Genomic DNA, 25535 nt, shown 5'->3' on the forward strand with positions numbered 1-25535 from the left:
CAAACCGCGCGGTTTTCTCAATGAGCCAAGGCCCTTTGATAATGCGCAACCCCGTTGACCCGGTTCCACCCCTGCCCCGCATCTACGCCCTGGACCCTCAAGCGGCGGAACAAAGCTGGGACAGCGCCCCGCAACTGCTGACGGCCCTCAATGCCGCGCGGCTGGGTGCCTGGTGCTGGGAAATCGACACGGGAAGAATCAGCTGGTCGCGGGGTACCCAGGCGTTATTCGGCTTTGACCCGCGCCAGCCTCTGCCCAAGGACCTCGACTACCTCGACCTGCTGGCCCCGCAAGACAGTGCGCGGGTGCTGCGCGGCTTTCATGCGGTGCTCGCCGGAGAGCCGTTCGACCGCGCCATGCATCACCGTATCCAATGGCCCGATGGCAGCCAGCACTGGCTGGAAATCAGCGGCAGCCTGGTTCCCGACAAGGCCGGGCGGCGGCGCATGATCGGGGTGATCCGCGAGATCACTCACCAACGCGACCGTGAACACGCCCTCAGCCACTCGGAAAAGCGCTTCGCCACCCTGTTCCACCTGTGCCCGAACATGGTGCTGCTGACCCGCCAGGCTGACGGTTTGATCAGCGAAGCCAACCAGTATTTCGAGATGCTGTTCGGCTGGCCGGTGGCCGATGCCATCGGCCGTACCACATTGGAACTGGGCTTGTGGCGAAACCCGGAACAGCGGGCGCTGCTGGTCAAGGCCACGCAGCGCAAAGGCGAACCCATCACCATGGAAGTGCAGTTCTGCGCCAGCAACGGCCAGATCCATGACGGCACCCTCAGCGCACAAAAGGTCGAACTGGACGGCGAGGCGTACCTGATCAGCACGTTCCTGGACACTACCGAACGCAAAAACGCCGAAAGCGCGCTCAAAGACAGCCAGGAGCGCCTGGACCTGGCCCTGGACTCTGCGCAACTGGGCACCTGGGACTGGCACATCCCCAGCGGCATGCTCTACGGCTCAGCGCGTGCCGCCCAATTGCACGGGCTGGAGCCAGCGCCGTTTCATGAGTCTTTCGAAGCGTTTTTTGAAGGCATGTCCGATGAGGACCGCGAGGGCATGCGCCATGCTTACCGCAGTTTGCGCGAAGGCCCGGACGGCAACTATCAGCTGACCTATCGCGTGCAAATGGAAGACGGCAGCCCGCGCTACCTGGAGAGCCGCGCACGCCTGTATCGCGATGAGTCGGGCAAGCCCCTGCGCATGGCCGGCACCTTGCTGGACATCACCGACCAGGTCGAGCGCGAGCAACGGCTGACCGCCTCGGAGGAAAAGTTCGCCAGCCTGTTCCAGGCCAGCCCCGACCCGATCTGCGTCACCTGCCTGGAGAGCGGCGCGTTTATCGAGATCAACCCGGCGTTTACCCAGACGTTTGGCTTTACAGCCGCCGAAGTGCTCGACAAAAGCGCCGAACAAATCGGCCTGTGGGACGATTCCAGCAAGCGCCTGCAGCGCATCGAGCAGGTGATACGCGAACAGGCCCTGAGCAATGTGGCGATCGTGGTGCATCACAAGGACGGCCAAAGCCTGACCTGCATGATTTCCAGCCGCTTGATCAAAGTCAGCGACCAGCCGTGCATCGTCACTACGCTGCGCGATATCACCCAGCAGCAACGCTCGGAAGCCGCACTCAAGGCCAGTGAAGAGAAGTTCGCCAAGGCGTTCCACTCCAGCCCCGATGCGATCTCCATCACCGAACGCGACACCGGCCGTTATGTAGAGGTCAACGACGGCTTTTGCCGCCTGACCGGTTATCGCACCGAAGAGACCATCGGCCTGACCCTGTACCAGATCGGCATTTGGGCCGACGAGAACCAGCGCACCGCACTGTTGGCCGAGTTGCAGATCAAGGGGCGCATTCACCACCTGGAAATGCTCTGGCGCAACAAGCGTAACGAGGTGCTGGCGGTGGAGGTCTCGGTAGAGCCGATCACCCTGAATGAAACCCCCTGCCTGCTGCTGACCGCGCGGGATGTGAGCCTATTGAAGAACGCCCAGGCGCAGATCCGTCACCTGGCCTATCACGACCCGCTGACCAACCTGCCGAACCGCGCACTGTTGATGGACCGCCTGAGCCAGCAGATCGCCCTGCTCAAGCGCCACAACCTGCGCGGCGCCCTGCTGTTTCTGGACCTGGACCACTTCAAGCACATCAACGACTCCCTCGGCCACCCCGTTGGCGACACCGTGCTGAAAATCGTCACCGCGCGCCTGGAGGCTAGCGTGCGCATGGAGGACACCGTGGCGCGCCTGGGCGGCGATGAGTTTGTAGTATTGCTCAGCGGCCTGGAGGGCACCCGCCAGACGGTCAGCAGCCAGGTGCAAGCGCTGGCCGATACCCTGCGCGAATTGCTTTCGGAACCGATGTTTCTCGACGGCCATCGGCTGCAGGTCACGCCGAGCATCGGCGTGGCGTTGATCCCCGACCACGGCATCACACCCGCCGATCTGCTCAAGCGTGCCGACATCGCCCTGTACCGCGCCAAGGACTCCGGGCGCAACACCACGCAGATGTTCCACAACAGCATGCAAAAAACCGCCAGCGAGCGCCTGCGCATGGAGACCGACTTGCGCCTGGCCTTGTCACGCGGCGAATTCAGCGTGCATTACCAACCCCAGGTAGATGCGCGCGGCAACAGGATAGTCGGCGCCGAAGCCCTGGTGCGCTGGCAGCATCCTCAGTTGGGCGCGCAGTCGCCGGCGGAATTTATCAAGGTATTGGAAGACAGCGGCCTGATCCTGGAGGTCGGCACCTGGATTCTCGATGAAGCCTGCGGCGCCTTCGCCCAGTTGATTGCCGACGGCCTGGTGGACCCACTCAATTTCAGCCTGTGCGTGAACATCAGCCCCCGGCAGTTTCGCCAGAACGACTTTGTGGAACGGGTGGAGCACAGCCTCAAGCAACACGGCCTGCCGTTCAGCCTGCTGAAACTGGAAATTACCGAAGGCATCGTGATCCAGAACCTGGACGACACCGTGGTGAAGATGCGCCGCCTGAAAAAACTTGGCGTGAGCTTTGCGATGGATGATTTCGGCACCGGCTACTCATCCTTGACCTACCTCAAGCGCCTGCCGGTGGACGCGCTGAAGATTGATCAGTCGTTCGTGCGCGATGCGACCCACGACCCCAATGATGCAGAAATCATCCGCGCCATTGTGGCGATGGCGCGCAGCTTGAACCTGGAAGTCATCGCCGAGGGGGTGGAAACCCTGGAGCAGTTGGCATTCCTGCAAAAGCTGGGCTGCCATTTATTCCAGGGGTATTTGCACAGCCGACCGTTGCCGATCGAGGGGTTCAGGCGGCTGCTGGATGCGGCATACCCAGCAGGCGGCTGACTTGGTTCAAGTCCGTCTCGCGGCGCAGGGCGGTGAACAACTCCACTGCCTCCGGGTAGTTGCGCGTGAGCATCGCCAGCCATTGCTTCAAGCGGCCAGGCGCCTGCTTTTCCGTGAGTTGCGCCACCGACTGGCGCCAGAACTCCTGAAGCATCGGCTGCATCTGCGCCCAGGTCATCTCGACTACCTCTTCGCCGGCTTTGGCCGCCACAATCTGCCGTGCCAGATCGGGCCGCGCTACCAGGCCACGGCCCAGCATGATGTCTTCGGCACCGCTGATTTCGCGGCAGCGCTTCCAGTCTTCGACGCTCCAGATATCGCCATTGGCAAACACCGGCACCTTGACCACGTCCTGCACCCGCGGGATCCACTCCCAATGGGCCGGCGGCTTGTAGCCATCGGCCTTGGTGCGCGCATGCACCACAATATGCGCCGCGCCGCCCTCGGCCAGGGCCGTGGCGCACACCAGCGCGCCATCCGGGCTGTCGAAGCCCAGACGCATCTTGGCGGTCACGGGAATATGCGCGGGTACGGCGCGACGCACGTGCTCGACGATCTGGTTGAGCAGCTCAGGCTCCTTGAGCAGCACCGCGCCACCTCGGGATTTATTCACGGTCTTGGCCGGGCAACCGAAGTTCAGGTCGATGACCTCAGAGCCCAACTCACAGGCCAGGGCGGCATTTTCCGCCAGGCACACCGGATCGGAACCGAGCAATTGCACCCGCAACGGCACACCGGCCGCCGTGTGGGCACCGTGCAGCAGTTCAGGCGCGAGCTTGTGGAAATAGGCAGGCGTGAGCAGGCGGTCGTTAACACGGATAAATTCGGTCACACACCAGTCGATACCGCCCACGTGGGTCAACACGTCCCGCAGGATGTTGTCGACCAACCCCTCCATGGGCGCCAAAGCAATTTGCATGGAAAACACTCAACAAAAATCGTGGCGCAGTTTACTGGGTTTCCAGCGGCAACCGTTAACCCCCTGTCAGGGCGGGGCCGTAACCGTCAATAAACTCGGCGGGCATGCGCTTGGGCTTGCCGCTGGACAACTCAATGCACACGAAGGTTGTTTGCGCACGCAGTAGGGTCGCGCCGTCGCGGGGGCGTACCAGCTGGAAACGACGGGTCATTTTCAGCCGTTGGTCCCAATCGACGATCCAGGTGGCCAGTTGTAACTCATCGCCCTCATAGCCTGCTGCCAGGTAGTCGATCTCATGGCGCACCACGGCCATGGCGCGGTCCAGGCGGCGATACTCGGTGAGGTCCAGCCCCAGGCGCTGGGAATGGCGCCAGGCACAACGCTCCAGCCATGAGACGTACACCGCATTATTGGCGTGCCCCAGGCCGTCGATGTCCTCAGCCGCAACCTGCAGATCGATGATGAACGGCGTTGCCAAATCCCAGCCCATGCCTTGCTCCAGTCGATTGATGTCGGCGGGGCAGTGTATCAGGCGCTCTGGCGCTCCTGTAGACGGCAGCCGGCCAATAGGGCGAGTACAGCGTCGATCACCTGCGGGTCGGCGAGCACTGTCTGGTGGCCGCCCTGCTCCAGGCGCAGCAGGCGGCTGTCGAACCAGGCTTCGTGAATGGCTTGAGCCGCCCTGACCGGAACAAAGGTGTCGTCTTCGGCGTGCACGATCAGGCCGGGAATATTCAGTTGGTAGTGGGCCACGTCCAGATGCTTGAGCGGCATGCCCATGCTCAACTCCACCTCTTGGATAAAGGCTGAGCGCGCCCGTGGTGGCAAGCCGACCATGCGGGTGAACCCACGCAGCACATCCAGAAAGCGCGACGGTGCGGCAATACTCACCAGTGCCTGTGTACGCAACCCCAACTGCACCGCCAGCATCGCACTGGCGCCGCCCATGGAATGGCCGACCACCGCATACAGCGGCGGCAGCTCGGCCGCCGCCTCAAGCATGGCGCGGGCAAACAGCAGCACATGGGCTTCACGCCCTGGTGAACGGCCGTGGGCGGGACCGTCCAGGGCAATTACCGAATAGCCGTTGTCGACCAACGCTGTGATCAAACTGGCGAACTGAGTGGGCCGGCCTTCCCAGCCATGCATCAGCAGCACCGCCGGGCCATGCCCCCACCGCAACGCCGACAGGCCGAAACGCAGAGTGATGCGCTCCGATTGCGCCAACAACGGCAGCTCCCAGTCACGCGGCGGCAGATCGCGCGGGGTCATGAAGGTGCGACGCATCTTGCTGGCGACCGCATGCGGCGCAAGGCGCCCCACCGTGCCATTGAAACCACGAACCCAGGTCAATGCGCCCATCTTGCGTCCCCTTTTTAGCGTACCGCCGACTTGGCCGCACGTATCACCCGATCCGATAACTCGCCCGGCCCCAGCGCCCGCGCCAGGGTCAGCCCTCCTACCATCAAGGCCATGTCCGCCAGGGCCTTGTCGATCTCTTCTGGGCTGCTGGCCAATTGCGCGGCCATCAACTCGACGTGTTCGTTCAAGACCTCGCGAAAAGCGTCCGGCAAGCGCCCCATCTCCCCCACTGTCGCGGGCAACGGGCAGGCCTGGGTCGTGGAGTCGCGGTGCTTGCGTGACAGGTAAAACGCGGCGACCAGCGTGCGGCGCTCTTCGCCGGTCAGCTGTTCGTCCAAGTCATCGATGGAGGCGCGGCGCTGCGCCAGTAACTGGTTGAACGCTTCCAGCATCAAGGCGTCTTTGCTTTCAAAATGCGCGTAGAAGCCTCCGACCGTCAGCCCCGCCGCCCCCATCACTTCGCCCACACTGGGTTCAGCCGGGCCACGCTGGATCAACGCCGCGCTGGCGGCCTGCAAAATACGTTCGCGGGTTTGCGCTTTTTTATCGCTCATCGAAGCCTCCGTCTTTCATGGGTTGAATATTATTACCATAATAATATTTGGCAAGCGACAAGCACGACCGCCGGTCAGAACAGAAAAATGGGTGATAAAGGAGGGAATTGGCCAAACGCCAGACAAACAAAAGGGCCATTCAATAATTGAATGACCCTTAAAAATCCCGCAGAGCGGGTAATCGTGGCGTCCCCTAGGGGACTCGAACCCCTGTTACCGCCGTGAAAGGGCGGTGTCCTAGGCCACTAGACGAAGGGGACACAAACCTTCTATACAACTGATCAGCGCTGAGAACTGATCGATTCAAGGACGGTGTGGCCGGAACCTTGAACCTGTAAAATTGGTGGAGCTAAACGGGATCGAACCGTTGACCTCTTGCATGCCATGCAAGCGCTCTCCCAGCTGAGCTATAGCCCCGGATTTTTCGTCTCGCGACGCAGCAGACCTTTCGAGCTGCTTGTTGAAACTGGCGTCCCCTAGGGGACTCGAACCCCTGTTACCGCCGTGAAAGGGCGGTGTCCTAGGCCACTAGACGAAGGGGACAAAACCTTCTGTACATCTGATCAGAGCTGAGACCTGATCAATTCAAGGACGGTGTGGCCGGAACCTTGAACCTGTAAATTGGTGGAGCTAAACGGGATCGAACCGTTGACCTCTTGCATGCCATGCAAGCGCTCTCCCAGCTGAGCTATAGCCCCTCATCGGTGAGGACGGGGCGAATCTTAATGGCGGTTTGGAAACGTGTCAAATTTATTTTCAACAATTTCCAAAATTTTTTGCCGGGATAACAATCACTTACCGACGAAACCCCGGAAAACCGGGGTTTCGTGCCGCAAGCGGCCTGCTTAAGCGATAGCGCCCAGCAGCTTTTCCCATTCCTTGTTTTCTTTCTTCGATACACCACCAAGCAAATCAAGGGCTTGGCGCAGGCGGAAACGGGTCAGGTCCGGGCCGAGAATTTCCATCGCATCGAGCACCGACACCGAACTGGCCTGCCCGGTGATTGCGGCAAACATCAGCGGCATGGCGTCACGCAGCTTGAGCTCCAGGGATTCGACCACCGCCTGGATGGTCGCGGTGATCGCATCCTTCTCCCACTGACGCAGGCTTTCAAGCTTCCACAGGATCAACTGCATCAGCTGGCGAACCTGGTCACCGGAAAGCTTCTTGGACTCGAACAGCTTGGGATCGGGATTCACGCCGCCAGCAAAGAAGAAACTGGCCAAGGGTGCGACCTGGCTGAAGGTCTCCACCCTGCCCTGCACCAGCGGCGCGATCTTCATCATGTACTCGGGGTTCAACGCCCACTGCTGCACGCGGCTGGCAAACTCCTCCACCGGCAGGTCACGCAGCCACTGGCCGTTGAGCCACGAGAGTTTCTCGATATCGAAGATCGGCCCGCCGAGGGAGACGCGGGACAGGTCGAAGTTGTCGACCATTTCCTGCAGCGAGAACTTCTCGCGCTCGTCCGGCATCGACCAGCCCATGCGGCCCAGGTAGTTGAGCATCGCCTCGGGCATAAAGCCCATGCGCTCGTAGAACGTCACCGACGTGGGGTTCTTGCGCTTGGACAGCTTGCTCTTGTCCGGGTTACGCAACAGCGGCATGTAGCACAGCTGCGGTTGCTCCCAGCCAAAGTATTCGTACAGCAGGATGAGCTTGGGTGCCGATGGCAGCCACTCTTCGCCGCGCAGCACATGGGTGATGCCCATCAGGTGGTCATCGACCACGTTGGCCAGGAAGTACGTCGGCAAGCCGTCGGTCTTCATCAGCACCTGCATGTCCATGCGGTCCCACGGGATCTCGACGTCACCGCGCAGCATGTCCGGTACCACGCACACGCCTTCGCTTGGCACCTTCATACGGATGACGTGAGGCTCACCGGCGGCCAGGCGCGCAGCCACTTCTTCCTTGGACAACAGCAGCGCACGGCCATCGTAGCGCGGGGTCTGGCCACGGGCCTGTTGCTCGGCGCGCATCTGGTCCAGCTCTTCAGCCGTGCAGAAGCACGGGAAGGCATGGCCCATATCGACCAGTTGCTGGGTGTACTGCTTGTAGATGTCGCTGCGCTCGCTCTGGCGATACGGGCCGTGCGGGCCGCCCACGTCCGGGCCTTCCGCCCAGGTAATGCCCAACCAGCGCAGGGCATCGAAAATCTGCTGTTCGGACTCACGGGTGGAGCGCAGTTGATCGGTGTCTTCGATCCGCAGGATGAACTCACCGCCATGCTGCTTGGCAAAGCAGTAGTTGAACAGGGCGATGTAAGCAGTACCGACGTGGGGATCCCCAGTGGGCGATGGCGCAATGCGCGTGCGGACGGTGGTCATGGCAGGTCTCGAATGGGCGATATAACTGAAAATTCAAACAAGGGGCGAATGGTAACAGCCCAAAGCGCCTTATTGTAGGAGCGAGCTTGCTCGCGAAGAACGCAAGGACACCACGTTTAGCCAGGAGGCCCGCGTTATCGTTGACGATTTTCGCGAGCAAGCTCGCTCCTACAGTGGGTGGGTTTATACGGCCAACAGGCGCTCACGCAACTTGCCAATCTCATCGCGCGTCTGCGCCGCCGCTTCAAACTCCAGATCCCGCGCCAACTGGTACATCTTCTCTTCCAGCTGTCGAATCCGCTTGGTGATCTCACTCGGCGAGCGCAGTTCGTTCTCGTACTTGGCGCTCTCTTCGGCGGCCTTGGCCATGCCCTTGCGCTTCTTGCTGCGCGAGCCGGGCACGGTGGCGCCCTCCATGATGTCGGCAACGTCCTTGAACACGCCTTTGGGGGTAATGCCGTGTTCCAGGTTGAACGCGATCTGCTTGTCGCGACGACGCTGGGTCTCGCCAATCGCCCGCTCCATGGAGCCGGTGATTCGGTCCGCATAAAGAATCGCGCGGCCATTGAGGTTACGCGCCGCTCGGCCGATGGTCTGGATCAACGAACGCTCGGAGCGCAGGAAACCCTCCTTGTCTGCGTCCAGAATCGCCACCAGCGACACTTCCGGCATGTCCAGGCCTTCGCGCAGCAGGTTGATCCCCACCAACACATCAAAGGTGCCCAGGCGCAGGTCGCGGATGATTTCCACGCGCTCCACGGTGTCGATGTCCGAGTGCAGGTAACGCACGCGCACGCCGTGGTCGGCCAGGTAGTCGGTCAAGTCTTCGGACATGCGCTTGGTCAGGGTGGTGACCAGCACCCGCTCTTCCAGGGCCACGCGCTTGTTGATCTCCGACAGCAAGTCGTCGACCTGGGTCAGCGCCGGGCGAATTTCGATTTCCGGGTCCACCAGGCCTGTGGGTCGCACCAGTTGCTCGATAACGCGGCCCGCGTGCTCGGCTTCATAGTTGCCGGGCGTAGCAGAGACGAAGATGGTCTGCGGGCTGATGGCTTCCCACTCGTCAAAGCGCATCGGCCGGTTGTCCAGCGCCGACGGCAGGCGGAAACCGTACTCCACCAGGGTTTCCTTGCGCGAACGGTCGCCCTTATACATGGCGCCCACCTGCGGCACGCTGACGTGGGATTCGTCGATCACCAGCAAGGCGTCCGGTGGCAGGTAGTCATAGAGCGTCGGTGGCGGCGCCCCGGAATCACGGCCCGACAGGTAGCGCGAGTAGTTTTCGATGCCGTTGCAGTAGCCCAGCTCCAGGATCATCTCCAGGTCGAAGCGGGTGCGCTGCTCCAGGCGCTGGGCTTCCACCAGCTTATTGTTGGAGCGCAGGTATTCCAGGCGCTCGGCCAGCTCGACCTTGATGCCCTCGATGGCGCCCATCAGGGTTTCACGCGGGGTCACGTAGTGGCTTTTGGGGTAGAAGGTGAAGCGTGGCAGCTTGCGGATCACTTCACCGGTCAACGGGTCGAAGGCTGACAGGCTTTCGACTTCATCATCGAACAGTTCGATGCGGATGGCTTCCAGGTCGGATTCGGCCGGGTAGATGTCGATCACATCGCCGCGCACCCGGAAGGTGGCGCGGGCAAAATCCATGTCGTTACGGGTGTACTGCAGGCTCGCCAGGCGGCGCAACAGTTCGCGCTGGTCGAGTTTGTCGCCACGGTCGACGTGCAGCACCATTTTCAAATAGGTTTCCGGGCTGCCCAAGCCGTAGATGCACGACACCGTGGTAACGATGATCGCGTCCTTGCGCTCAAGCAACGCCTTGGTGGCCGACAGGCGCATCTGCTCGATGTGGTCGTTGATCGACGCATCCTTCTCGATAAAAGTATCGGAGGACGGCACATAGGCTTCGGGCTGGTAGTAGTCGTAGTAGGAAACGAAGTACTCCACCGCGTTATTGGGAAAGAACGCCTTGAACTCGCCATAGAGCTGCGCCGCCAGGGTTTTGTTCGGCGCCAGCACCAGGGTTGGGCGGTTGGTCTGGGCGATCACGTTGGCGATGCTGAAGGTCTTGCCGGAACCGGTCACCCCAAGCAGCGTCTGGTGCGCCAGGCCGGCTTCGATGCCTTCGACCATCTGACGAATGGCTTCCGGTTGGTCGCCGGCGGGTTCAAAACGGGTAACGAGCTGGAAATCCGACATAACGTACCTCGTGAAGTCACCCCAGACTCGACACCGCCAGGGACGAAATAGCTCAGCAACCCGCGAATAATCATCGCAGGTTGCAGGAAAAAACCATGATAGCTGTAGAAGTGGTGTCGAATGTGACGGGTTTCAAGGCCGTCGTCCCACACGACCTTTCTCGCCAATGTTGCAATAAGACTAACGGTCAGCAAATAAACCGAAAAACATGGCCGAAAAGCCGTTTCCGTTGTCGCTCTCAGCCGTGATGGCCTCTATACTAGCTCCCCGTTTGTGCACCGCTCTAGTGCATTCGGCTGGAGCGCGACACGTCCCTCCTACCCCCCATAGAGCTGCCGCAAAAATGAGCCTGTTCTCCGCTGTCGAAATGGCACCACGCGATCCAATCCTGGGCCTCAACGAAGCATTCAACGCCGATACACGAACCACCAAGGTGAACCTTGGCGTGGGCGTTTACTGCAACGAGGAGGGGAAGATTCCACTCTTGCGTGCCGTTGCCGAAGCGGAAGCCATTCGTGTGGCGCAACATGCCGCCCGTGGCTACTTGCCGATCGACGGCATCGTGGCGTACGACCAGGCCGTGCAAAAGCTGCTGTTTGGCGCTGAGTCGCCGCTGTTGAGCGAAGGCCGTGTGATTACTGCCCAGGCCGTGGGCGGCACGGGCGCGCTGAAAATCGGCGCCGACTTCCTCAAGCAACTGCTGCCCAACGCCGTCGTCGCCATCAGCGACCCGAGCTGGGAAAACCACCAGGCGCTGTTTGAAAAAGCCGGTTTCCCGGTACAGACCTACCGCTACTACGACGCCGCCACCCACGACGTGAACCGTGCCGGCCTGCTCGAAGACCTCAACGCCCTGCCGCCACAGTCCATCGTGGTGCTGCACGCCTGCTGCCATAACCCGACCGGCGTGGACCTCAGCCCGGCCGACTGGCAAGACGTGCTGGACGTGGTCAAGGCCAAGAACCTGGTGCCATTCCTCGACATGGCCTACCAGGGCTTCGGCGACGGCATCCACGAAGACGCCGCCGCGGTGCGCCTGTTCGCGGAATCGGGCCTGACCTTCTTTGTGTCCAGCTCGTTCTCCAAGTCGTTCTCGCTGTACGGCGAACGCGTGGGCGCGCTGTCGATCGTCAGCGAGTCCAAGGAAGAAAGCGCGCGCATCCTGTCCCAGGTCAAGCGTGTGATCCGCACCAACTACTCCAACCCGCCCACCCACGGCGCAGCCATCGTTGCCGCCGTGTTGAACAACCCTGAGCTGCGCGCCCAGTGGGAAGCCGAGCTGGCCGAGATGCGCCTGCGCATTCGCGGTATGCGCGAGCAGATGGTGGCCGAACTGGCCAAGGCTGCGCCAGGCCATGACTTCAGCTTCGTCGGTCGCCAGCGTGGGATGTTCTCCTACTCCGGTTTGAGCGTTGAGCAAGTCACCCGCCTGCGTACCGAGTTCGGCATCTATGCACTGGATACCGGTCGCATCTGCGTAGCGGCGCTGAACCAGTCGAACATTGGTGCAGTGACCAAGGCGATTGTCGAGGTGCTGTAAGCCGGCAAGCGTTATACGAAGGGGGAAGCCATGGGCTTCCCCCTTTTTATTGGCGAACACACTAGACTGAACACCGACTGCCCCCTTGCTGTGAGAGCTTTATGAGAAACGACGACCTGGACCTGCGCGCCGACCGCGACGAACTGCACGACTACGCCCCACGCGCACCGCAAGCCAAGCGCCAGAAGAGCCTGGTGCTGCAAGTGGCGCTGGGGGTATTTCTGGGTGGGCTGGCCTTGTGGCTGGTGCAGTTGGGTGCAACGGCGATCATGGCCAAACTGGCGATGGGCACCCTGCAATTTGGTGGCTGACCCCACCTTTCCTGTAGGAGCGAGCTTGCTCGCGAAAACCCCAAAGGCACCGCGTTCATCCAGAATGCCCGCGTTATCGTTAACGGTCTTCGCGAGCAAGCTCGCTCCTACAAAACCCGCGCTCTTCCAGTAGCTTTACGAAACTATTCAAGCTCTGCGACACCGTGCCCCGGCGCCAGATCAGCCAGGTATTGAGCAGGCGGAAGCTGTCGGGCAGCGGCCACACGCTCACCGCCGCACACCCCGGCATACTCTCCAGCATGCTGCGTGGCATCAGCGCCAGCCCGGCCCCGGCGCTGACACACGCCAACATGCCGTGGTACGACTCGATCTCGAAGATCCTGCCCGGCACCGCGCCATCCTGTGAGAACCAGCGTTCGAAGTGATGCCGGTACGAGCAGTTGGAGCGAAACGTATAGATGTTCTCGCCATTCACCTCCTGGCCACGGGTGATCGGCGCGTGATGCAGCGGTGCAATCACCACCATCTCCTCCTCGAACACTGCCACACCCTCTAGCGTGGAATGCAGCACTGGCCCATCGACAAAGGCCGCCGTCAGCCGGCCCGACAGCACGCCTTCGATCATGGTGCCCGAGGGGCCGGTGCTCAGGTCCAGCTCGACCTTGGTGTATTGCTGGTTATACGCCGCCAGTAACGCCGGGATACGCACCGCCGCCGTGCTTTCCAGCGAGCCCAGGGCAAATGCGCCTTGAGGCTCCTCCCCCGCCACCGTCGCACGGGCTTCTTGCACCAGGTCGAGAATGCGCCGCGTATAGCCGAGGAAATTCCACCCGGCCGGCGACAGGCGCAGGCGGCTTTTCTCGCGGATAAACAACTCCACGCCCAGGTCCTGCTCCAGTTGCTTGATGCGCGTGGTGAGGTTTGACGGCACGCGATGAATCAACTGCGCGGCAGCGCTGATGCTGCCTTGCTCGGCAACGGCCTTGAAAATTTCCAGTTGCACCAGATCCAAGTCATTCTCCATTCGTGAACGCATTGCTTAATATTATTCAGTTTCCAGAAAAGATACAGCCCCGTACGCTGGCCCCATTCCACTCATTCAGCCGGACGGTGCCATGAACACCCCTATTTCCCACCAGACCCACGCCCTGTCGATCAACCCCGCCAACGGCGAGACAGTCGGCAGCTACCCCTACGAAAGCGCAGAACAACTGGATGCCGCCCTCACCCGCGCGACCGAGGCCTTCCGTACCTGGCGCCACACTTCGGTAAGCCAGCGCGCCGAATACCTGCTGGCCCTGGCCGCCGCCCTGCGTGAGCAAGCTGAACACATGGCGCAAATGATCACCCAGGAAATGGGCAAACCCATCGCCCAGGCCCGCGCCGAAATCGAAAAGTGCGCGCAACTGAGCGAGTGGTACGCCGCCCACGGCCCGGCCATGCTTGCTCCGGAACCCACTCTGGTGGACAACGGCACCGCGCACATCGAATACCGCCCACTGGGCCCGATCCTCGCGGTGATGCCGTGGAACTTCCCGGTGTGGCAAGTGCTGCGCGGCGCGGTGCCGACCCTGCTTGCCGGCAACACCTATGTGCTCAAACATGCGCCCAACGTGATGGGCAGCGCGTATCTGATCCAGCGGGCGCTGCGTAAAGCCGGTTTCGCTGAAGGCGTATTCGAAGTGATCAACGTGACCCAGGAGGGCGTTTCCACCGCCATCGCCGACCCACGCATCGCCGCCGTGACGCTCACCGGCAGCGTGCGCGCCGGCATCGCTATCGGCTCCCAGGCCGGCGCCGCCTTGAAGAAGTGTGTACTGGAACTGGGCGGCTCCGACCCCTTTATCGTGCTCAACGACGCCGACCTCGACGCCGCTGTGCAAGCCGCCGTGATCGGCCGGTTCCAGAACAGCGGCCAAGTCTGCGCCGCCGCCAAGCGCCTGATCATCGAGGCCGGCGTGGTGGACGCCTTCACCGCCAAATTCATTGAAGCCAGCCGCGCCCTGGTGATGGGCGACCCAGCGTCAGCCAACACCTATGTGGGCCCGATGGCCCGCTTCGACCTGCGCGACGAGCTGCATGGCCAGGTGCAGGCCACGCTGGAAGAAGGCGCCACCCTATTGCTGGGCGGTAACAAAGTCGCCGGTGCAGGCAATTACTACGAGCCGACTGTGTTAGCGAACGTCACCGACCAGATGACCTCGTTCAAACAGGAGCTGTTCGGCCCCGTGGCGTCGATCATCACCGCCCGCGATGCCGAGCACGCCGTCTCCCTGGCCAATGACAGCGAGTTTGGCCTGACTGCGAGCATCTTTACCAGCGACGCGGCAAAGGCGCGGGGTATCGCCGATCAGTTGGAAACCGGTGGGGTCTTCGTCAACTCGTTCAGCGTCTCAGACCCTCGGGTGGCATTTGGCGGCGTGAAGAAGAGCGGGTTCGGCCGCGAGCTGTCGCACTTCGGCGTACGCGAGTTTTGCAATGCGCAGACGGTGTGGCTCGATCGTAAGTAGCTCGCCAAGAGCCACAAATCAGCCTTGGCGCGCTTCAACAATTTATGTGCCGCCGCACGCACTGCACCAACCCGTCCAGTGCCGGGGGATTCACCGGCGCGAGCACACAAACCGTGTGCTCGCGCTTGCCCTCCGCGACTGTCAGGGTGTAATGCACCCGGCCTGGGTTGCCAGGCTCGGGATCGGTACTTTGTGGCAACTTGAAAAAATCGGCAGCTTCGATCAGTTGCCGCAACTCCTGCTGGTCGGGTTCGGGCAGCGAGTCCAGTTCCACCGTACGCGGCTTGGCCAGCCCCGGAAAATACGCCGCCCCGCCGCTTTCCTTGATTGAAATTCGCATGGCTGTTCCTCGCCGCCCAGGCGGCTTCGTCAAACGTTTATGCCCACCGCTTTCCAGCCTGCCTTGACCGCCTTCTGTTCATCCTTGTTCACGCCATAAAGCTGGCCGGCAATATCGTGGGTGATGCGCGCAAAACGCAAAAACCCGGAGTTGGGCCGCAACCGCGAATCACGCAGTGCGTCGTACCAGATACGCCCGGCACGCTCCCAGGCGAACCCGCCTATATTGATCGCCACCTGGTAGAACGCATGGTTGGGAATGCCGGAATTGATATGCACCCCACCATTGTCCTCGTAAGTCTGTACAAAATCATCCATGTGCCCCGGCTGCGGGTCTTTGCCCAACAGCTTGTCATCAAAGGCGGTGCCAGGCGCTTTCATCGAGCGCAGGGCGGTGCCTTTGATCTTTTTGGTAAATAGCCCCTTGCCGATCAACCAGTCGGCGTCCTCGGCCTTTTGCTTTAACGCGTACTGCTTGATCAACGAGCCGAACACGTCCGACAACGACTCGTTCAGCGCGCCGGACTGGTTGAAGTACATGAGCTTGGCCTCATCCTCGGTGACGCCGTGCGCCAGCTCATGGCCGATGACATCGAGCGCCACGGTGAAGCGGTTGAATAACTGCTGGTCGCCGTCGCCAAACACCATCTGGGTCGAATTCCAGAATGCATTGTTGTAGTCCTGGCCGAAGTGCACAGTGGCATCCAGGGCCATGCCCGCGTCGTCGATGGAATTGCGGTCGAACACTTGGTCGAAAAAGTCGAAGGTTGCGCCCAGGCCGTCATAGGCCTCATCCACCGCAGCATCGCCACTGGCGGGCTGCCCTTCGCCACGGATCAGTTTTCCGGGCAGGCTGTCGGTGTTGTTGGCGCTGTAGATCGAGCGCTGTTTTTCGCTGCCCGCCGCCAATGCCATCCGCGCGGGGCTTTTGGCGGGTTCGGCGACCATGCGCAACGAGCGGAACGTGCTGTCCTTGGCACGCGTGCGTAACGCGACCTCCCGTTGGGCTTTGTCGCCGTGGCGTGCGATCTGGTCGAGCATGTACGGCGGGATGAGGCAGAAAATCGGATTGCGCGGTTGGCGAACACACATGAGCTGGCTCCTTTTTGGCGTGTGATGAACGTCCGGGTAACGCTTTTCAGGATAGCCCTGGGATCGCCACCCGGGCCAAATTGTCATGAGTTTGTGTTTCAGTGGTGTTTATCCGAGGCCCATAAGGAACATGCCCATGCCCGCCCGCACAGTCAAAATCGATCTGTCGCACCGCCCCAGGCTTGCCGACCTGCGACCGTTGATCGCGCCCAGCCCCACCCTGCTGGAAGCCAGAGCCACGACGCCGCGCGTCACAGCGGCCAAGGACCTCAAAAACCGCGTTGGCTATGCCGACGATTTCCTCAGCGACTTCGTGGTGCCCTGGCCCACGGTTGGCGAGCCATTGGTGGGCGACGTGCAACCCAAGCGCCTGGACTACACGCATTTCTCCATCACCATGTCGCGCACCCGACGACTGGCACTGTATGTTGGCGTCAACATCGACGGCGCCAAGCACCTGGACATCACGCGCAGCAACGACACCTGGGCCTACGATGGCCGCCTGCCCACCGACGCCCAGGTCGGTGAAGACCTATACGCCGGCAACGGCCTGGACCGTGGCCACCTGGTGCGCCGCCAGGACCCCAACTGGGGCGACGACGCGAACACGGCCAACCTCGACACCTTCCACTTCACCAACTGCTCGCCACAAATGAGCGGCTTCAACCAGAAGACCTGGCTGGAGCTCGAGGACTATATCCTCGACAACACCCAGCGCTGGAAAGCCCGGGCCACGGTGTTCAGCGGCCCGGTGTTCAGCGACAACGACCGCGTGTATCGCGGGGTAAAAATCCCCCAGGCATTCTGGAAAGTGGTGGCCTACCTCAGCGACGACGGCAAACCGTCCGCCAGCGCCTACATGATCGACCAGCGCCGCGAGCTGGACCAATTGGACCTGGTGTTCGGCCAACTGAGAACCTACCAACGCAGTGTGATTGCGATCGAACAATTGACCGGCATTCGCTTCGGCCAACTGGCTGACTACGACGGCTTCAGCAACGAAGAGCGCGCCAGCGGTACGCGCATCGAAGCCCTGATCCGCGGCCCCCAAGACATTCGACTCTAACCACTCCCCCCTGTAGGAGCGAGCTTGCTCGTGAAGACCGTCAACGATAACGCAGGGGCGCCTGATACCCCGCGGTGTTCTCAAGTTCTTCGCGAGCAAGCTCGCTCCTACAGGGCGTGATGGCTTACCATACCGGCGCCGGTTCCCACGTGGGACTAATAGGGAATTCGAAACGCCGCCCAAGCGTCAATCGAAACTGCCCCCGCAACTGTAGGTGCTGAGCCTGCCCCTGAATGCCACTGGACCTTGTCCGGGAAGGCGGGGGCGTGGCGATGACGCATCAGTCAGGAGACCTGCCGGCCCAGCAACATCACTAACCGGCGGGGTGTCCGGGAAGGACATCCTGGCCCTGCGCACCTGTAGCGTCCCAGGGCGTATTTCCGAGCCGTAACTCCCCAGCTGCACCCCTGGCTCACTCGGAGATCGCCCCATGCTGCCACGTGTTATCGCCCTGATCGCAGGCTTGAGCGCCTGCGCCCTGGCCCACGCCGCGCCAAGCCACTACCCGCTGACCGTGGAAAACTGTGGCAGCACCCTGACCTTCCAACAAGCGCCCGCCCGCAGCGTGAGCATCGGCCAGGCCGCCACCGAGATGCTTTATGCCTTGGGCGTGGGCGATAAAGTGGTAGGCACGTCGCTGTGGTTCAACAACGTGTTGCCACAGTACAAAGCGCAGAACGACCGCATCGAGCGCCTGGCCAACAACGAGCCAAGCTTTGAAGCGGTGATCGCCAAGCGCCCGCAACTGGTGGCCGCCGAACTGGAATGGGTGGTGGGCCCGCAAGGCGTGGTCGGCACCCGTGAGCAATTCCATGAGCTGAAGATCCCCACCTACGTGCTGCCGTCCGACTGCGAGGCCAAGGACAACCTGGTCGGCGCCGACGGCACGCGGTTGCAGCCGTTTCGCATCGAGACGATTTACCAGAGCATCCAGCAGCTTGCGCAGATTTTCGACGTGCAGGCGCGCGGCCAACAGTTGAACGATGAGCTCAAGGCGCGCCTGGCCACATCCATCGCTACCGCCCAAGGCAAAGGTTTGAAGCAGGCCAGCGCACTGGTGTGGTTCTCCAGCGCCGAAATGGCCAGCGACCCTTATGTGGCCGGCCATAAAGGCGTGCCGCAATTCATGCTGCACACCTTGGGCCTGCACAACGTGGTGCAGTCCGATGAAGAATGGCCCGCCGTCGGCTGGGAAACCATCGCCAAGGCCAACCCCACCTTCCTGGTGATTGCACGCATGGACCGTCGCCGCTACCCCGCCGACGACCACGAAAAGAAACTCACCTTCCTGCGCAGCGACCCGGTGACCCGCAACATGGACGCGGTGAAATACAACCGCATCATCATCCTCGACGCGCTGGCACTGCAGGCCAGCCTGCGTACGTTCGACGGCCTGGAACAACTGGCTACCGCCATCGACGGCTACGACCTGGGCCAATGATGCGCACCCTCCTTGCCCTCGCCCTGCTGTTGCTCGCCCTGCTCGCTGGCGTGGCCATCGGCGAAACCGCCATCGAACCGCAGGTGGTGTTGCAGGTGCTCGCCAATAAACTCTGGGCCGCAGGCTACGCGCTGGACCCGATCGATGAAGGCGTGGTGTGGAATTACCGCCTGACCCGCACCCTGGTAGCCGCAGCCTGCGGTGCCGGGCTGGCGACCTGCGGGGTGATCCTGCAATCGTTGCTGCGCAACCCGCTGGCAGACCCGTACCTGTTGGGCATCAGCGCCGGCGCCTCCACCGGTGCCGTGCTCGTCGTGCTGATCGGTGTGGGCGGCGGGCTGGTGTCGTTATCGGCGGGGGCGTTTGTCGGCGCCATGGCCGCGTTTGCCCTGGTGATTCTGCTCGCCCGCGCCAGCGGATCGTCCAGCGGCACCGGGCAGATCATCCTCGCGGGCATCGCCGGCTCGCAATTGTTCAACGCCCTGACCGCGTTCCTCATCACCAAGTCGGCCAGCTCCGAACAAGCCCGCGGCATTATGTTCTGGCTACTGGGTAACCTCAGCGGCGTGCGCTGGCCGTCGGTGTGGTTGGCGGTGCCGGTGGCGGCCCTGGGGCTGGCGGTGTGCCTGTGGCACCGTCGCGCACTGGATGCGTTCACCTTCGGCAGTGACTCGGCGGCGTCCCTGGGCATCCCGGTGCGCCGCGTGCAATTTGTACTGGTGGCCTGTGCGGCCTTGGTCACGGCGGTGATGGTGTCCATCGTCGGCTCCATTGGTTTTGTCGGGCTGGTGATTCCCCATGCTGCACGCCTGTTGCTCGGCACCGGGCATTCGCGGTTACTGCCGGCCAGTGCCTTGGGCGGCGCGCTGTTTCTGATCGCCGCCGATGTGCTGTCACGCACCCTGATCAAGGGCCAAGTGATTCCCGTTGGGGTGGTCACGGCGCTGGTGGGCGCACCGGTGTTTGCGCTGATCCTGATTGGCCGGAGGAACGCACGATGAGCGTGCTCAGTTGCAGCGGCCTGGGTTTTAAGGTGCGTGAGGCCCAGTTACTGCACGGTATCGACCTGGACGTGCAGGCGGGCGAAACCCTGGGCATCGTCGGGCCGAACGGTTCGGGCAAGTCCACCCTGCTCAAACTGCTCGCCGGCTTGCGCCCGCCGGCCAGCGGCGAAGTTCGCCTGGGTGGCAAGCGGCTCGGTGAGTTGTCGCGCCGCACCATCGCGCAACAGTTGGCGGTGGTGGAGCAACAGGCCGACACCGATGACGCCATCCGCGTGTTCGACGCCGTGGCGCTAGGCCGCACGCCGTGGCTGTCGGCGCTGAGCCCGTGGTCGCGTGAAGACGACGCCATCGTGCACCAGGCGCTGCACGACGTAGACGCTACCCACCTGAGCCAACGCGCCTGGCGCAGCCTCTCTGGCGGCGAACGCCAACGCGTGCACATCGCCCGCGCCCTGGCGCAACGCCCGCAGATTTTGTTGCTGGACGAGCCGACCAATCACTTGGATATCCAGCATCAACTGGCGATTTTAAAAGGCGTGCAAGGCTTGCCGGTGACCACCCTGATTGCGCTGCACGACCTGAACCAGGCGTTGACCTGCGATCGCCTGGCCGTGCTGGATCGCGGGCGGCTGGTGGCGCTGGGTACGCCACTGGAGGTGCTGACGCCGCAGCGTTTGCAAGAAACGTTCGGAGTGCAGGGGCATTACCTGACGGACCCGTTCGACGGCGCACACATCCTGCGCCTGCGCTCCAACTGAAACTGAACCTGTAGGAGCGAGCTTGCTCGCGAAAAACCCACAGGCGCCGCGTTCATCCAGGAAACACGCGTTATCGTTGACGTTTTTCGCGAGCAAGCTCGCTCCTACAGAAGGCGGTGCATATGGGTTGTGTGCCAGACCGGGTCTGCCTCGACATCCACCACCTCGAAGCCCTGCCGCCGCCAGAAATCAATCGCCCCCGGCAGAAACGGATGGGTGTGCAGGTAAACCACTGCCACACCCGCGTCCCGCGCCAACGCCTCCAACGAGCGGTATAACTGGCCCGCCAGGCCCAAGCGACGGAACGCCGGGCGCACATACAGGCGCACCACTTCCACTGTCTTGCAACCTTGGTAGTCCAACTGGGGAAAGCGACCGTCATAAGGCCGATACCCCACCGCGGCCACGATTTGGCCGTCGGCACGGGCAATCAGAAACTGCCCGCCACCCTGAAGGTAAACGGCTTCGAACTGCGCCAGATCATCGGGTATTCCGGTTGCGCTGAGCGTTGGAAACAGCTCATCGCGAGCCTGCAAAGCGAAGCTCAGCACCTCGGGAATATCAGCGGCTTTTACCGCCCGAATGCTAACGCCCATTGCCAAGGATTCGACCTGTTATCCACTGGCGGCTGTACGCCAACACCCTGTCGGCCATCGCCACCGGAAAATGAATAAAACCATGAGCCGCCTCCGGCAGCAGGTGCGCCTCAACCCCTGCCCATCGTTGGGCGATCAGCAGGGTGTCATCCTTGAGCGGGTCCAACTCGCCCACGAACATCAGCGCAGGCGGCAACCCGTCAAAATCCCCATACAAGGGCGACAACGGCGGCTGCTGGCGCGCTTCGTCGCTGAGCCCCGGCGTCAGCAGGCGCAGCGCGTCGACCATGCCCGGCCCGTCCAACAACAAGGTGTCCGGCCCGGCCGTGCGCACGCTCGGTGTGCCGGTCAGGTCGTAAACGCCGTAGTACAGCACGGCCCCGCTCACCCGTTGCAGCAACTCGGGCCATTGCTTGAGCGCCAACAACGTGGCCGCCGCCAAGTGCCCGCCGGCCGACTCACCGACAAAAATCACCGGCAGGCCGGCAAACTCCGGGCAGTCGGCCAACAGCCAACGCGCCGCCACCAGGCAGTCGTCCAGCAGCCCTTCAATCGGTGTATCGACCGCCAGCCGGTAATCCACCGAAACCACCGCGACGTCGCAGGCGTTGACCATGCCGAGGTTCAGGTCGTCATCCATTTGCGCATTGCCGATCACCCAGCCACCGCCGTGGATATCCAACACCACGCCTTTGGGCTTGCCGCTGGGGCGCAGGATGCGCACGGGCACCGTGCCTACCTTTTTCAGCTCCACCACGGGCGCCTTCTTGAACATCTGGCTGGCGCGCAGCAGTGCCTGGATCAGGCGCGGCGTGACGCGGTTGCGGATCTTGAACCGCGGCGTCCACGCCAGTTTCTGATTGAAGCGGCGCATCTGCGCCAGTTCGGGCTCGCTGGCGGGCCAATGCTGGTAGGCCATCAGCGGTTATTACGCAGGATCGAGAAGTTCAACGCCGCGGCCACGCACAGCCACACCAGATACGGGAACAGGATCAGGCCGGTAATCAGGTCCAGGCGCACGGCCAGCAGCACCATCGCTGCCACGGTCAGCCACAGCAGCACGATAATCACCATCCCGGCGAACAACCGATGGGCGCCGAAGAACACCGGCGTCCACAGCGTGTTCAACGCAATCTGCGCCGCCCACAGGGCCAACACTATTTCGCTGCCGGGGATCAGGGTCAGGCGGTAGCCGGCCCAGGCCAGCAGCAGGTAGATGATCGTCCAGGCCACCGGGAACAGCCAATTGGGCGGGGTGAAGCTGGGCTTGACCAGGGATTCGTACCAGGCGCCCGGTTTGAAGATCACCCCGGTACTGGCGGCAGCGGCGCAGGCAAGCAGGAAGATGAAGAAAGTCATGGTCGGTCCTTGAGGTCGAGTGGGTGGAAAACAACGCTCTGCTTTCAGTGACTCAAATCAGCGCCCATAAATTCAATGTGGGGCGCAAAAATGACATGCGGGCGGCCTCTTCTACGCGTCATAAAAAATGGTTAAGGTGCTGAAACCCTATCGATCTGCGCTGTATTGAACAGCTCGCCCCGAGGCAACCCTTGCCCCCTATCGCCGATCACCGTAGCAGCCCCTGGTCAGTATTTCTGATCTTCCTGCGCCTGGGCCTCACCTCCTTTGGCGGCCCGATTGCGCACCTGGGTTATTTTCGCGAAGCGTTCGTCATTCGGCGCCAGTGGCTGAGCGAGCGCAGCTACGCCGAACTGGTTGCCCTGTGCCAATTCCTGCCCGGCCCGGCCAGCAGCCAGGTCGGCATCGCGCTGGGCCTGTCACGGGCGGGCTACAGCGGCGCCGTGGCGGCCTGGGCCGGGTTCACCCTGCCGTCGGCCATCGCCCTGATCCTGTTTGCCTTGGGGTTGGCCCACTACGGCGGCGCCCTGCCCAACGGCGCGCTGCATGGCCTCAAAGTTGTCGCCGTGGCCGTGGTGGCCCAAGCCGTGTGGGGCATGGCGCGCACCCTGTGCCGAGGCGCCTCGCGGGTGGCGTTGATGTTGATTGCCGCAGGCGTGGTGCTGCTGGCACCTTCCGCCTGGGCTCAAGTCGGGGTCATGATCGCCGCTGGCATGGCTGGCCTGCTGTTGTTCAAGCCCCAGACCCGTGCCGAGCCCGACGCACTGCCCATCGCCATCAGCCGCCGTGCCGGGGCCCTGTGGTTGATGCTGTTTGTGCTGTTGCTGATAGGCTTGCCGATCCTCGCCGGCTGGGTGTCCAACCCCACGCTGGCACTGGTAGACGCCTTCTACCGCACCGGCTCACTGGTATTCGGCGGCGGCCACGTGGTGCTGCCGTTGCTGCAAGCCGAAGTGGTGCCCAGCCAATGGGTCAGCAACGATGTATTCCTCGCCGGTTACGGCGCCACCCAGGCCGTGCCCGGCCCGCTGTTCACCTTCGCCGCCTTCCTCGGCGCCTCCATGACCCACGCCCCGAGCGGCTGGCTTGGCGGGGTGATAGCGCTGCTGGCGATCTTCGCCCCGTCGTTCCTGCTGATCTTCGGCGCCTTGCCCTTCTGGGCCAGCCTGCGCAAAAGCCCGCGTACCCAGGCGGCGCTGGCCGGTGTCAATGCGGCGGTGGTCGGCCTGCTGTTGGCAGCGCTGTATCGGCCGGTCTGGACCAGCGCGATCTTCAACGGCTACGACCTCGCCCTGGCGTTGCTGGCACTGGTCGCGTTGATGGTGTGGAAACTGCCGCCCTGGCTGGTAGTGATAAGTGGCGGCCTACTCGGCGCCGCACTTCTGTAGGAGCGAGCTTGCTCGCGAAAAACTTACAGGCGCCGCGTTTAATCTGAAGGCACGCGTTATCGTTGACGTTTTTCGCGAGCAAGCTCGCTCCTACAGCATTGGGGCTGCAATCTTGAGCCATGGCCAACGCGCCTGATAACTCCTGGCCTTGTGCAAAAACAGCTCCGGCTCCGGATGCAAAGGGTTGATACGCAACAGCCCCTGCTCCACATCCTCCAAGCCATAAGGCGCATACACCTCGCCCGAGGCAATCTCCAGCGCAATGCACGTACCCGCCACCAGGTAACGGTCAACCCCCTGCCGAGCCGAATGCAACTGCGGGTAAGGCCGGCCAAACCGCTGGCCGTACCAAAGGTGAACCCGCGCCTGATTCCTGACCTCGACGTTCACGCCCAGGTCTTGGAATAGCCCCTGCGCCGCACGAATTACCGCGTCTTCCGCCTCGTAGGACAGGTCCTCGTCAAAGTAAAAAACGTCGTAGTCCTTCACGCTCTGAGCCGCCGGCAGATTCGCCTGATGGTTCCACACCGCCTGGAACAAACAGCCCGCCGTGAGCATGCACTGCTGCACACCCAGATCCGGCAGTCGCGCGGTGATTTGCGCATTGATAGGGTTGGCCATGGCCAATTCGAGCAGGGTGTCGACCGTCAATGTCATGTTCAGTCCTCCATCGTCAGCGCCAACCATAACACCGGAATATGCACTTCTGTAGGAGCGAGCTTGCTCGCGAAAAACCCAAACGATCACGCAGCGCCTGAAAGCAAAATTCGATTCCCCCGCCGCGCCTTGCGCCATTGTGCGGACTTGAGCGCCAGGGTGGCCGTCTCTAAGGTATGAAGGATGATCGTTAACACCGGCCCCCATCAGAGATTCAATGAAAGGCCGAATGACGAGAGCGGCGATTGCGTTCGACCTGTTCCGTCATGCCAAAAGCACGGCATCTGCGGTCGTTACTCCACCTCCCAGAGTAACAAGCACACTTCTCCCTGCTCACCATCACTAAAGTCTTTTTTCGAGTCTGGCGCGGCCCAAAAAGGCATATCCTCAAACCAGTAGGCCCACTGGGTCTGAAGGTCTGTTTCTACATCACTGCACAGCAACATCAACTGAACCTTGCGAACCCCTTGTGCAACGGCGCCTTGGAGTTTTGCCCGATCTTCTGTGATTTTGGCTTTCCATTTATTTTGCGTATAGGCATGCACCAACGACGTTTCCACCAACCAGGTTGTACCATCCTTCGCCGAAATCGCGATATCACCCAATTGGCCAGATGCGTGGCCAGTAAAGTGTGTCTTGTAGCCAGGTTTGGGATTGCACTCGAACGCTAGAGCGGTAAACGCGCTGAACTGTTCCCAGTTGAACCACTCTTCAAACGAGTAGCCGGTGCCTGCAAAGCGCGTGATGTCACGGGCCTTGGGCCTGAAGTGGTCTTCCAATATCTGAGCGAGATCACCTAGGGTCATGCGCA

23 protein-coding genes, 4 tRNA genes and 1 riboswitch are annotated in these 25535 nt (G+C 62.0%); of the genes, 9 read left to right on the top strand and 18 right to left on the bottom strand.

Going from position 1 to position 25535, the window contains the following annotated elements; translation table 11 throughout:
- The first annotated feature begins 41 nt into the window (after positions 1-41).
- A complete protein-coding gene (locus HU731_RS06050) occupies positions 42-3341 on the top strand; it encodes an EAL domain-containing protein (protein WP_186607634.1) in 3300 nt (1099 codons plus the stop codon).
- Here the strand turns inward: HU731_RS06050 and HU731_RS06055 are convergent.
- From HU731_RS06055 to uvrB, 10 genes are all read right to left on the bottom strand, one after another.
- Complete coding sequence (locus HU731_RS06055) at positions 3301-4260, bottom strand: tRNA dihydrouridine synthase (protein WP_032896135.1); 960 nt, start codon at positions 4258-4260, stop codon at positions 3301-3303. The two genes, HU731_RS06050 and HU731_RS06055, sit on opposite strands and share 41 nt — an antisense overlap.
- A 55-nt stretch (positions 4261-4315) precedes the next feature.
- Positions 4316-4750 (bottom strand): acyl-CoA thioesterase, encoded by a 435-nt coding sequence (locus tag HU731_RS06060; RefSeq protein ID WP_003192568.1) that lies wholly within the window; start codon positions 4748-4750, stop codon positions 4316-4318.
- A gap of 38 nt (positions 4751-4788) precedes the next feature.
- Positions 4789-5622 carry an alpha/beta hydrolase gene (locus HU731_RS06065; protein ID WP_186607633.1) on the bottom strand — a complete coding sequence of 278 codons (834 nt, stop codon included), beginning with the start codon at positions 5620-5622 and terminating at the stop codon, positions 4789-4791.
- Between the two features lie 14 nt (positions 5623-5636).
- Positions 5637-6176: a TetR/AcrR family transcriptional regulator gene (locus tag HU731_RS06070; RefSeq protein ID WP_186607632.1), complete on the bottom strand. Its 540-nt coding sequence runs from the start codon at positions 6174-6176 to the stop codon at positions 5637-5639.
- Between the two features lie 184 nt (positions 6177-6360).
- Positions 6361-6436: transfer RNA gene (locus HU731_RS06075), tRNA-Glu, on the bottom strand.
- Positions 6437-6517: 81 nt separating this feature from the next.
- Positions 6518-6593, bottom strand: a tRNA-Ala gene (locus HU731_RS06080).
- Between the two features lie 50 nt (positions 6594-6643).
- A tRNA-Glu gene (locus HU731_RS06085) sits at positions 6644-6719 on the bottom strand.
- Positions 6720-6798: 79 nt separating this feature from the next.
- Positions 6799-6874: transfer RNA gene (locus HU731_RS06090), tRNA-Ala, on the bottom strand.
- A 147-nt stretch (positions 6875-7021) separates the two neighbouring features.
- The gene (gene gltX / locus HU731_RS06095) at positions 7022-8503 is read right to left on the bottom strand and encodes a glutamate--tRNA ligase (RefSeq protein WP_186606713.1); all 1482 of its coding nucleotides are present in this window, start codon (positions 8501-8503) and stop codon (positions 7022-7024) included.
- A 183-nt stretch (positions 8504-8686) separates the two neighbouring features.
- On the bottom strand, positions 8687-10702 hold the full coding sequence (uvrB, locus tag HU731_RS06100) for an excinuclease ABC subunit UvrB (RefSeq protein ID WP_003192575.1): 2016 nt from the start codon (positions 10700-10702) through the stop codon (positions 8687-8689).
- Positions 10703-11045: 343 nt separating this feature from the next.
- Between uvrB and HU731_RS06105 the strand changes: the two genes are divergently transcribed.
- Together HU731_RS06105 and HU731_RS06110 are read left to right on the top strand one after the other, a co-directional pair.
- The gene (locus tag HU731_RS06105; RefSeq protein ID WP_186606714.1) at positions 11046-12242 is read left to right on the top strand and encodes an amino acid aminotransferase; all 1197 of its coding nucleotides are present in this window, start codon (positions 11046-11048) and stop codon (positions 12240-12242) included.
- 101 nt (positions 12243-12343) lie between these two features.
- Positions 12344-12553 (top strand): hypothetical protein, encoded by a 210-nt coding sequence (locus tag HU731_RS06110; RefSeq protein ID WP_005789784.1) that lies wholly within the window; start codon positions 12344-12346, stop codon positions 12551-12553.
- A gap of 79 nt (positions 12554-12632) precedes the next feature.
- On the opposite strand, the gene ptrR is transcribed toward HU731_RS06110, so the two are convergent.
- Entirely contained in the window at positions 12633-13526 is an 894-nt protein-coding gene (gene ptrR / locus HU731_RS06115; protein WP_186606867.1) for a putrescine utilization regulator PtrR, read from the bottom strand.
- A 103-nt stretch (positions 13527-13629) separates the two neighbouring features.
- Between ptrR and HU731_RS06120 the strand changes: the two genes are divergently transcribed.
- Complete coding sequence (locus HU731_RS06120; RefSeq protein WP_186606715.1) at positions 13630-15024, top strand: aldehyde dehydrogenase family protein; 1395 nt, start codon at positions 13630-13632, stop codon at positions 15022-15024.
- Positions 15025-15058: 34 nt separating this feature from the next.
- On the opposite strand, the gene HU731_RS06125 is transcribed toward HU731_RS06120, so the two are convergent.
- Both HU731_RS06125 and HU731_RS06130 read right to left on the bottom strand, forming a co-directional pair.
- Positions 15059-15364, bottom strand: a complete 306-nt coding sequence (locus HU731_RS06125) for a protealysin inhibitor emfourin (protein ID WP_032896129.1) — start codon at positions 15362-15364, stop codon at positions 15059-15061.
- A gap of 29 nt (positions 15365-15393) precedes the next feature.
- The gene (locus HU731_RS06130; protein ID WP_138762927.1) at positions 15394-16455 is read right to left on the bottom strand and encodes a M4 family metallopeptidase; all 1062 of its coding nucleotides are present in this window, start codon (positions 16453-16455) and stop codon (positions 15394-15396) included.
- Between the two features lie 136 nt (positions 16456-16591).
- On the opposite strand from HU731_RS06130, the gene HU731_RS06135 reads away from it, so the two are divergent.
- The 4 genes from HU731_RS06135 to HU731_RS06150 all read left to right on the top strand — a co-directional run bounded on the left by HU731_RS06135 (position 16592) and on the right by HU731_RS06150 (position 20724).
- Complete coding sequence (locus HU731_RS06135; protein ID WP_186606716.1) at positions 16592-17521, top strand: DNA/RNA non-specific endonuclease; 930 nt, start codon at positions 16592-16594, stop codon at positions 17519-17521.
- 122 nt (positions 17522-17643) lie between these two features.
- A riboswitch (cobalamin riboswitch) is annotated at positions 17644-17836 on the top strand.
- Between the two features lie 115 nt (positions 17837-17951).
- The gene (locus tag HU731_RS06140) at positions 17952-18962 is read left to right on the top strand and encodes an ABC transporter substrate-binding protein (protein WP_186606717.1); all 1011 of its coding nucleotides are present in this window, start codon (positions 17952-17954) and stop codon (positions 18960-18962) included.
- A complete protein-coding gene (locus HU731_RS06145) occupies positions 18959-19963 on the top strand; it encodes a FecCD family ABC transporter permease (protein WP_078803487.1) in 1005 nt (334 codons plus the stop codon). The genes HU731_RS06140 and HU731_RS06145 overlap by 4 nt, the downstream gene beginning before the upstream one ends.
- On the top strand, positions 19960-20724 hold the full coding sequence (locus tag HU731_RS06150) for an ABC transporter ATP-binding protein (protein WP_032896123.1): 765 nt from the start codon (positions 19960-19962) through the stop codon (positions 20722-20724). The genes HU731_RS06145 and HU731_RS06150 overlap by 4 nt, the downstream gene beginning before the upstream one ends.
- Positions 20725-20828: 104 nt before the next feature.
- Here HU731_RS06150 and HU731_RS06155 read toward each other — a convergent pair whose 3' ends face one another.
- The 3 genes from HU731_RS06155 to tspO are packed head-to-tail and all read right to left on the bottom strand — an operon-like array spanning position 20829 to position 22679.
- Complete coding sequence (locus HU731_RS06155) at positions 20829-21320, bottom strand: GNAT family N-acetyltransferase (RefSeq protein WP_186606718.1); 492 nt, start codon at positions 21318-21320, stop codon at positions 20829-20831.
- A complete protein-coding gene (locus HU731_RS06160; RefSeq protein ID WP_186606719.1) occupies positions 21310-22239 on the bottom strand; it encodes an alpha/beta hydrolase in 930 nt (309 codons plus the stop codon). The genes HU731_RS06155 and HU731_RS06160 overlap by 11 nt, the downstream gene beginning before the upstream one ends.
- Positions 22239-22679 (bottom strand): tryptophan-rich sensory protein TspO, encoded by a 441-nt coding sequence (gene tspO, locus HU731_RS06165; protein ID WP_186606720.1) that lies wholly within the window; start codon positions 22677-22679, stop codon positions 22239-22241. Before tspO ends, HU731_RS06160 begins: the two co-directional genes overlap by 1 nt.
- A gap of 191 nt (positions 22680-22870) precedes the next feature.
- Here tspO and chrA point away from each other — a divergent pair, with 191 nt between their 5' ends.
- On the top strand, positions 22871-24067 hold the full coding sequence (chrA, locus tag HU731_RS06170) for a chromate efflux transporter (protein WP_186606721.1): 1197 nt from the start codon (positions 22871-22873) through the stop codon (positions 24065-24067).
- Between the two features lie 90 nt (positions 24068-24157).
- Here the strand turns inward: chrA and HU731_RS06175 are convergent, their stop codons facing one another.
- Together HU731_RS06175 and HU731_RS06180 are read right to left on the bottom strand one after the other, a co-directional pair.
- Positions 24158-24724, bottom strand: a complete 567-nt coding sequence (locus HU731_RS06175; protein ID WP_186606722.1) for a nucleotidyltransferase family protein — start codon at positions 24722-24724, stop codon at positions 24158-24160.
- A 293-nt stretch (positions 24725-25017) separates the two neighbouring features.
- The gene (locus tag HU731_RS06180) at positions 25018-25530 is read right to left on the bottom strand and encodes a hypothetical protein (protein WP_186606723.1); all 513 of its coding nucleotides are present in this window, start codon (positions 25528-25530) and stop codon (positions 25018-25020) included.
- Positions 25531-25535 lie beyond the last annotated feature (5 nt).

It is taken from the genome of Pseudomonas salmasensis (genome assembly GCF_014268375.2).
Taxonomy (GTDB): domain Bacteria; phylum Pseudomonadota; class Gammaproteobacteria; order Pseudomonadales; family Pseudomonadaceae; genus Aquipseudomonas; species Aquipseudomonas salmasensis.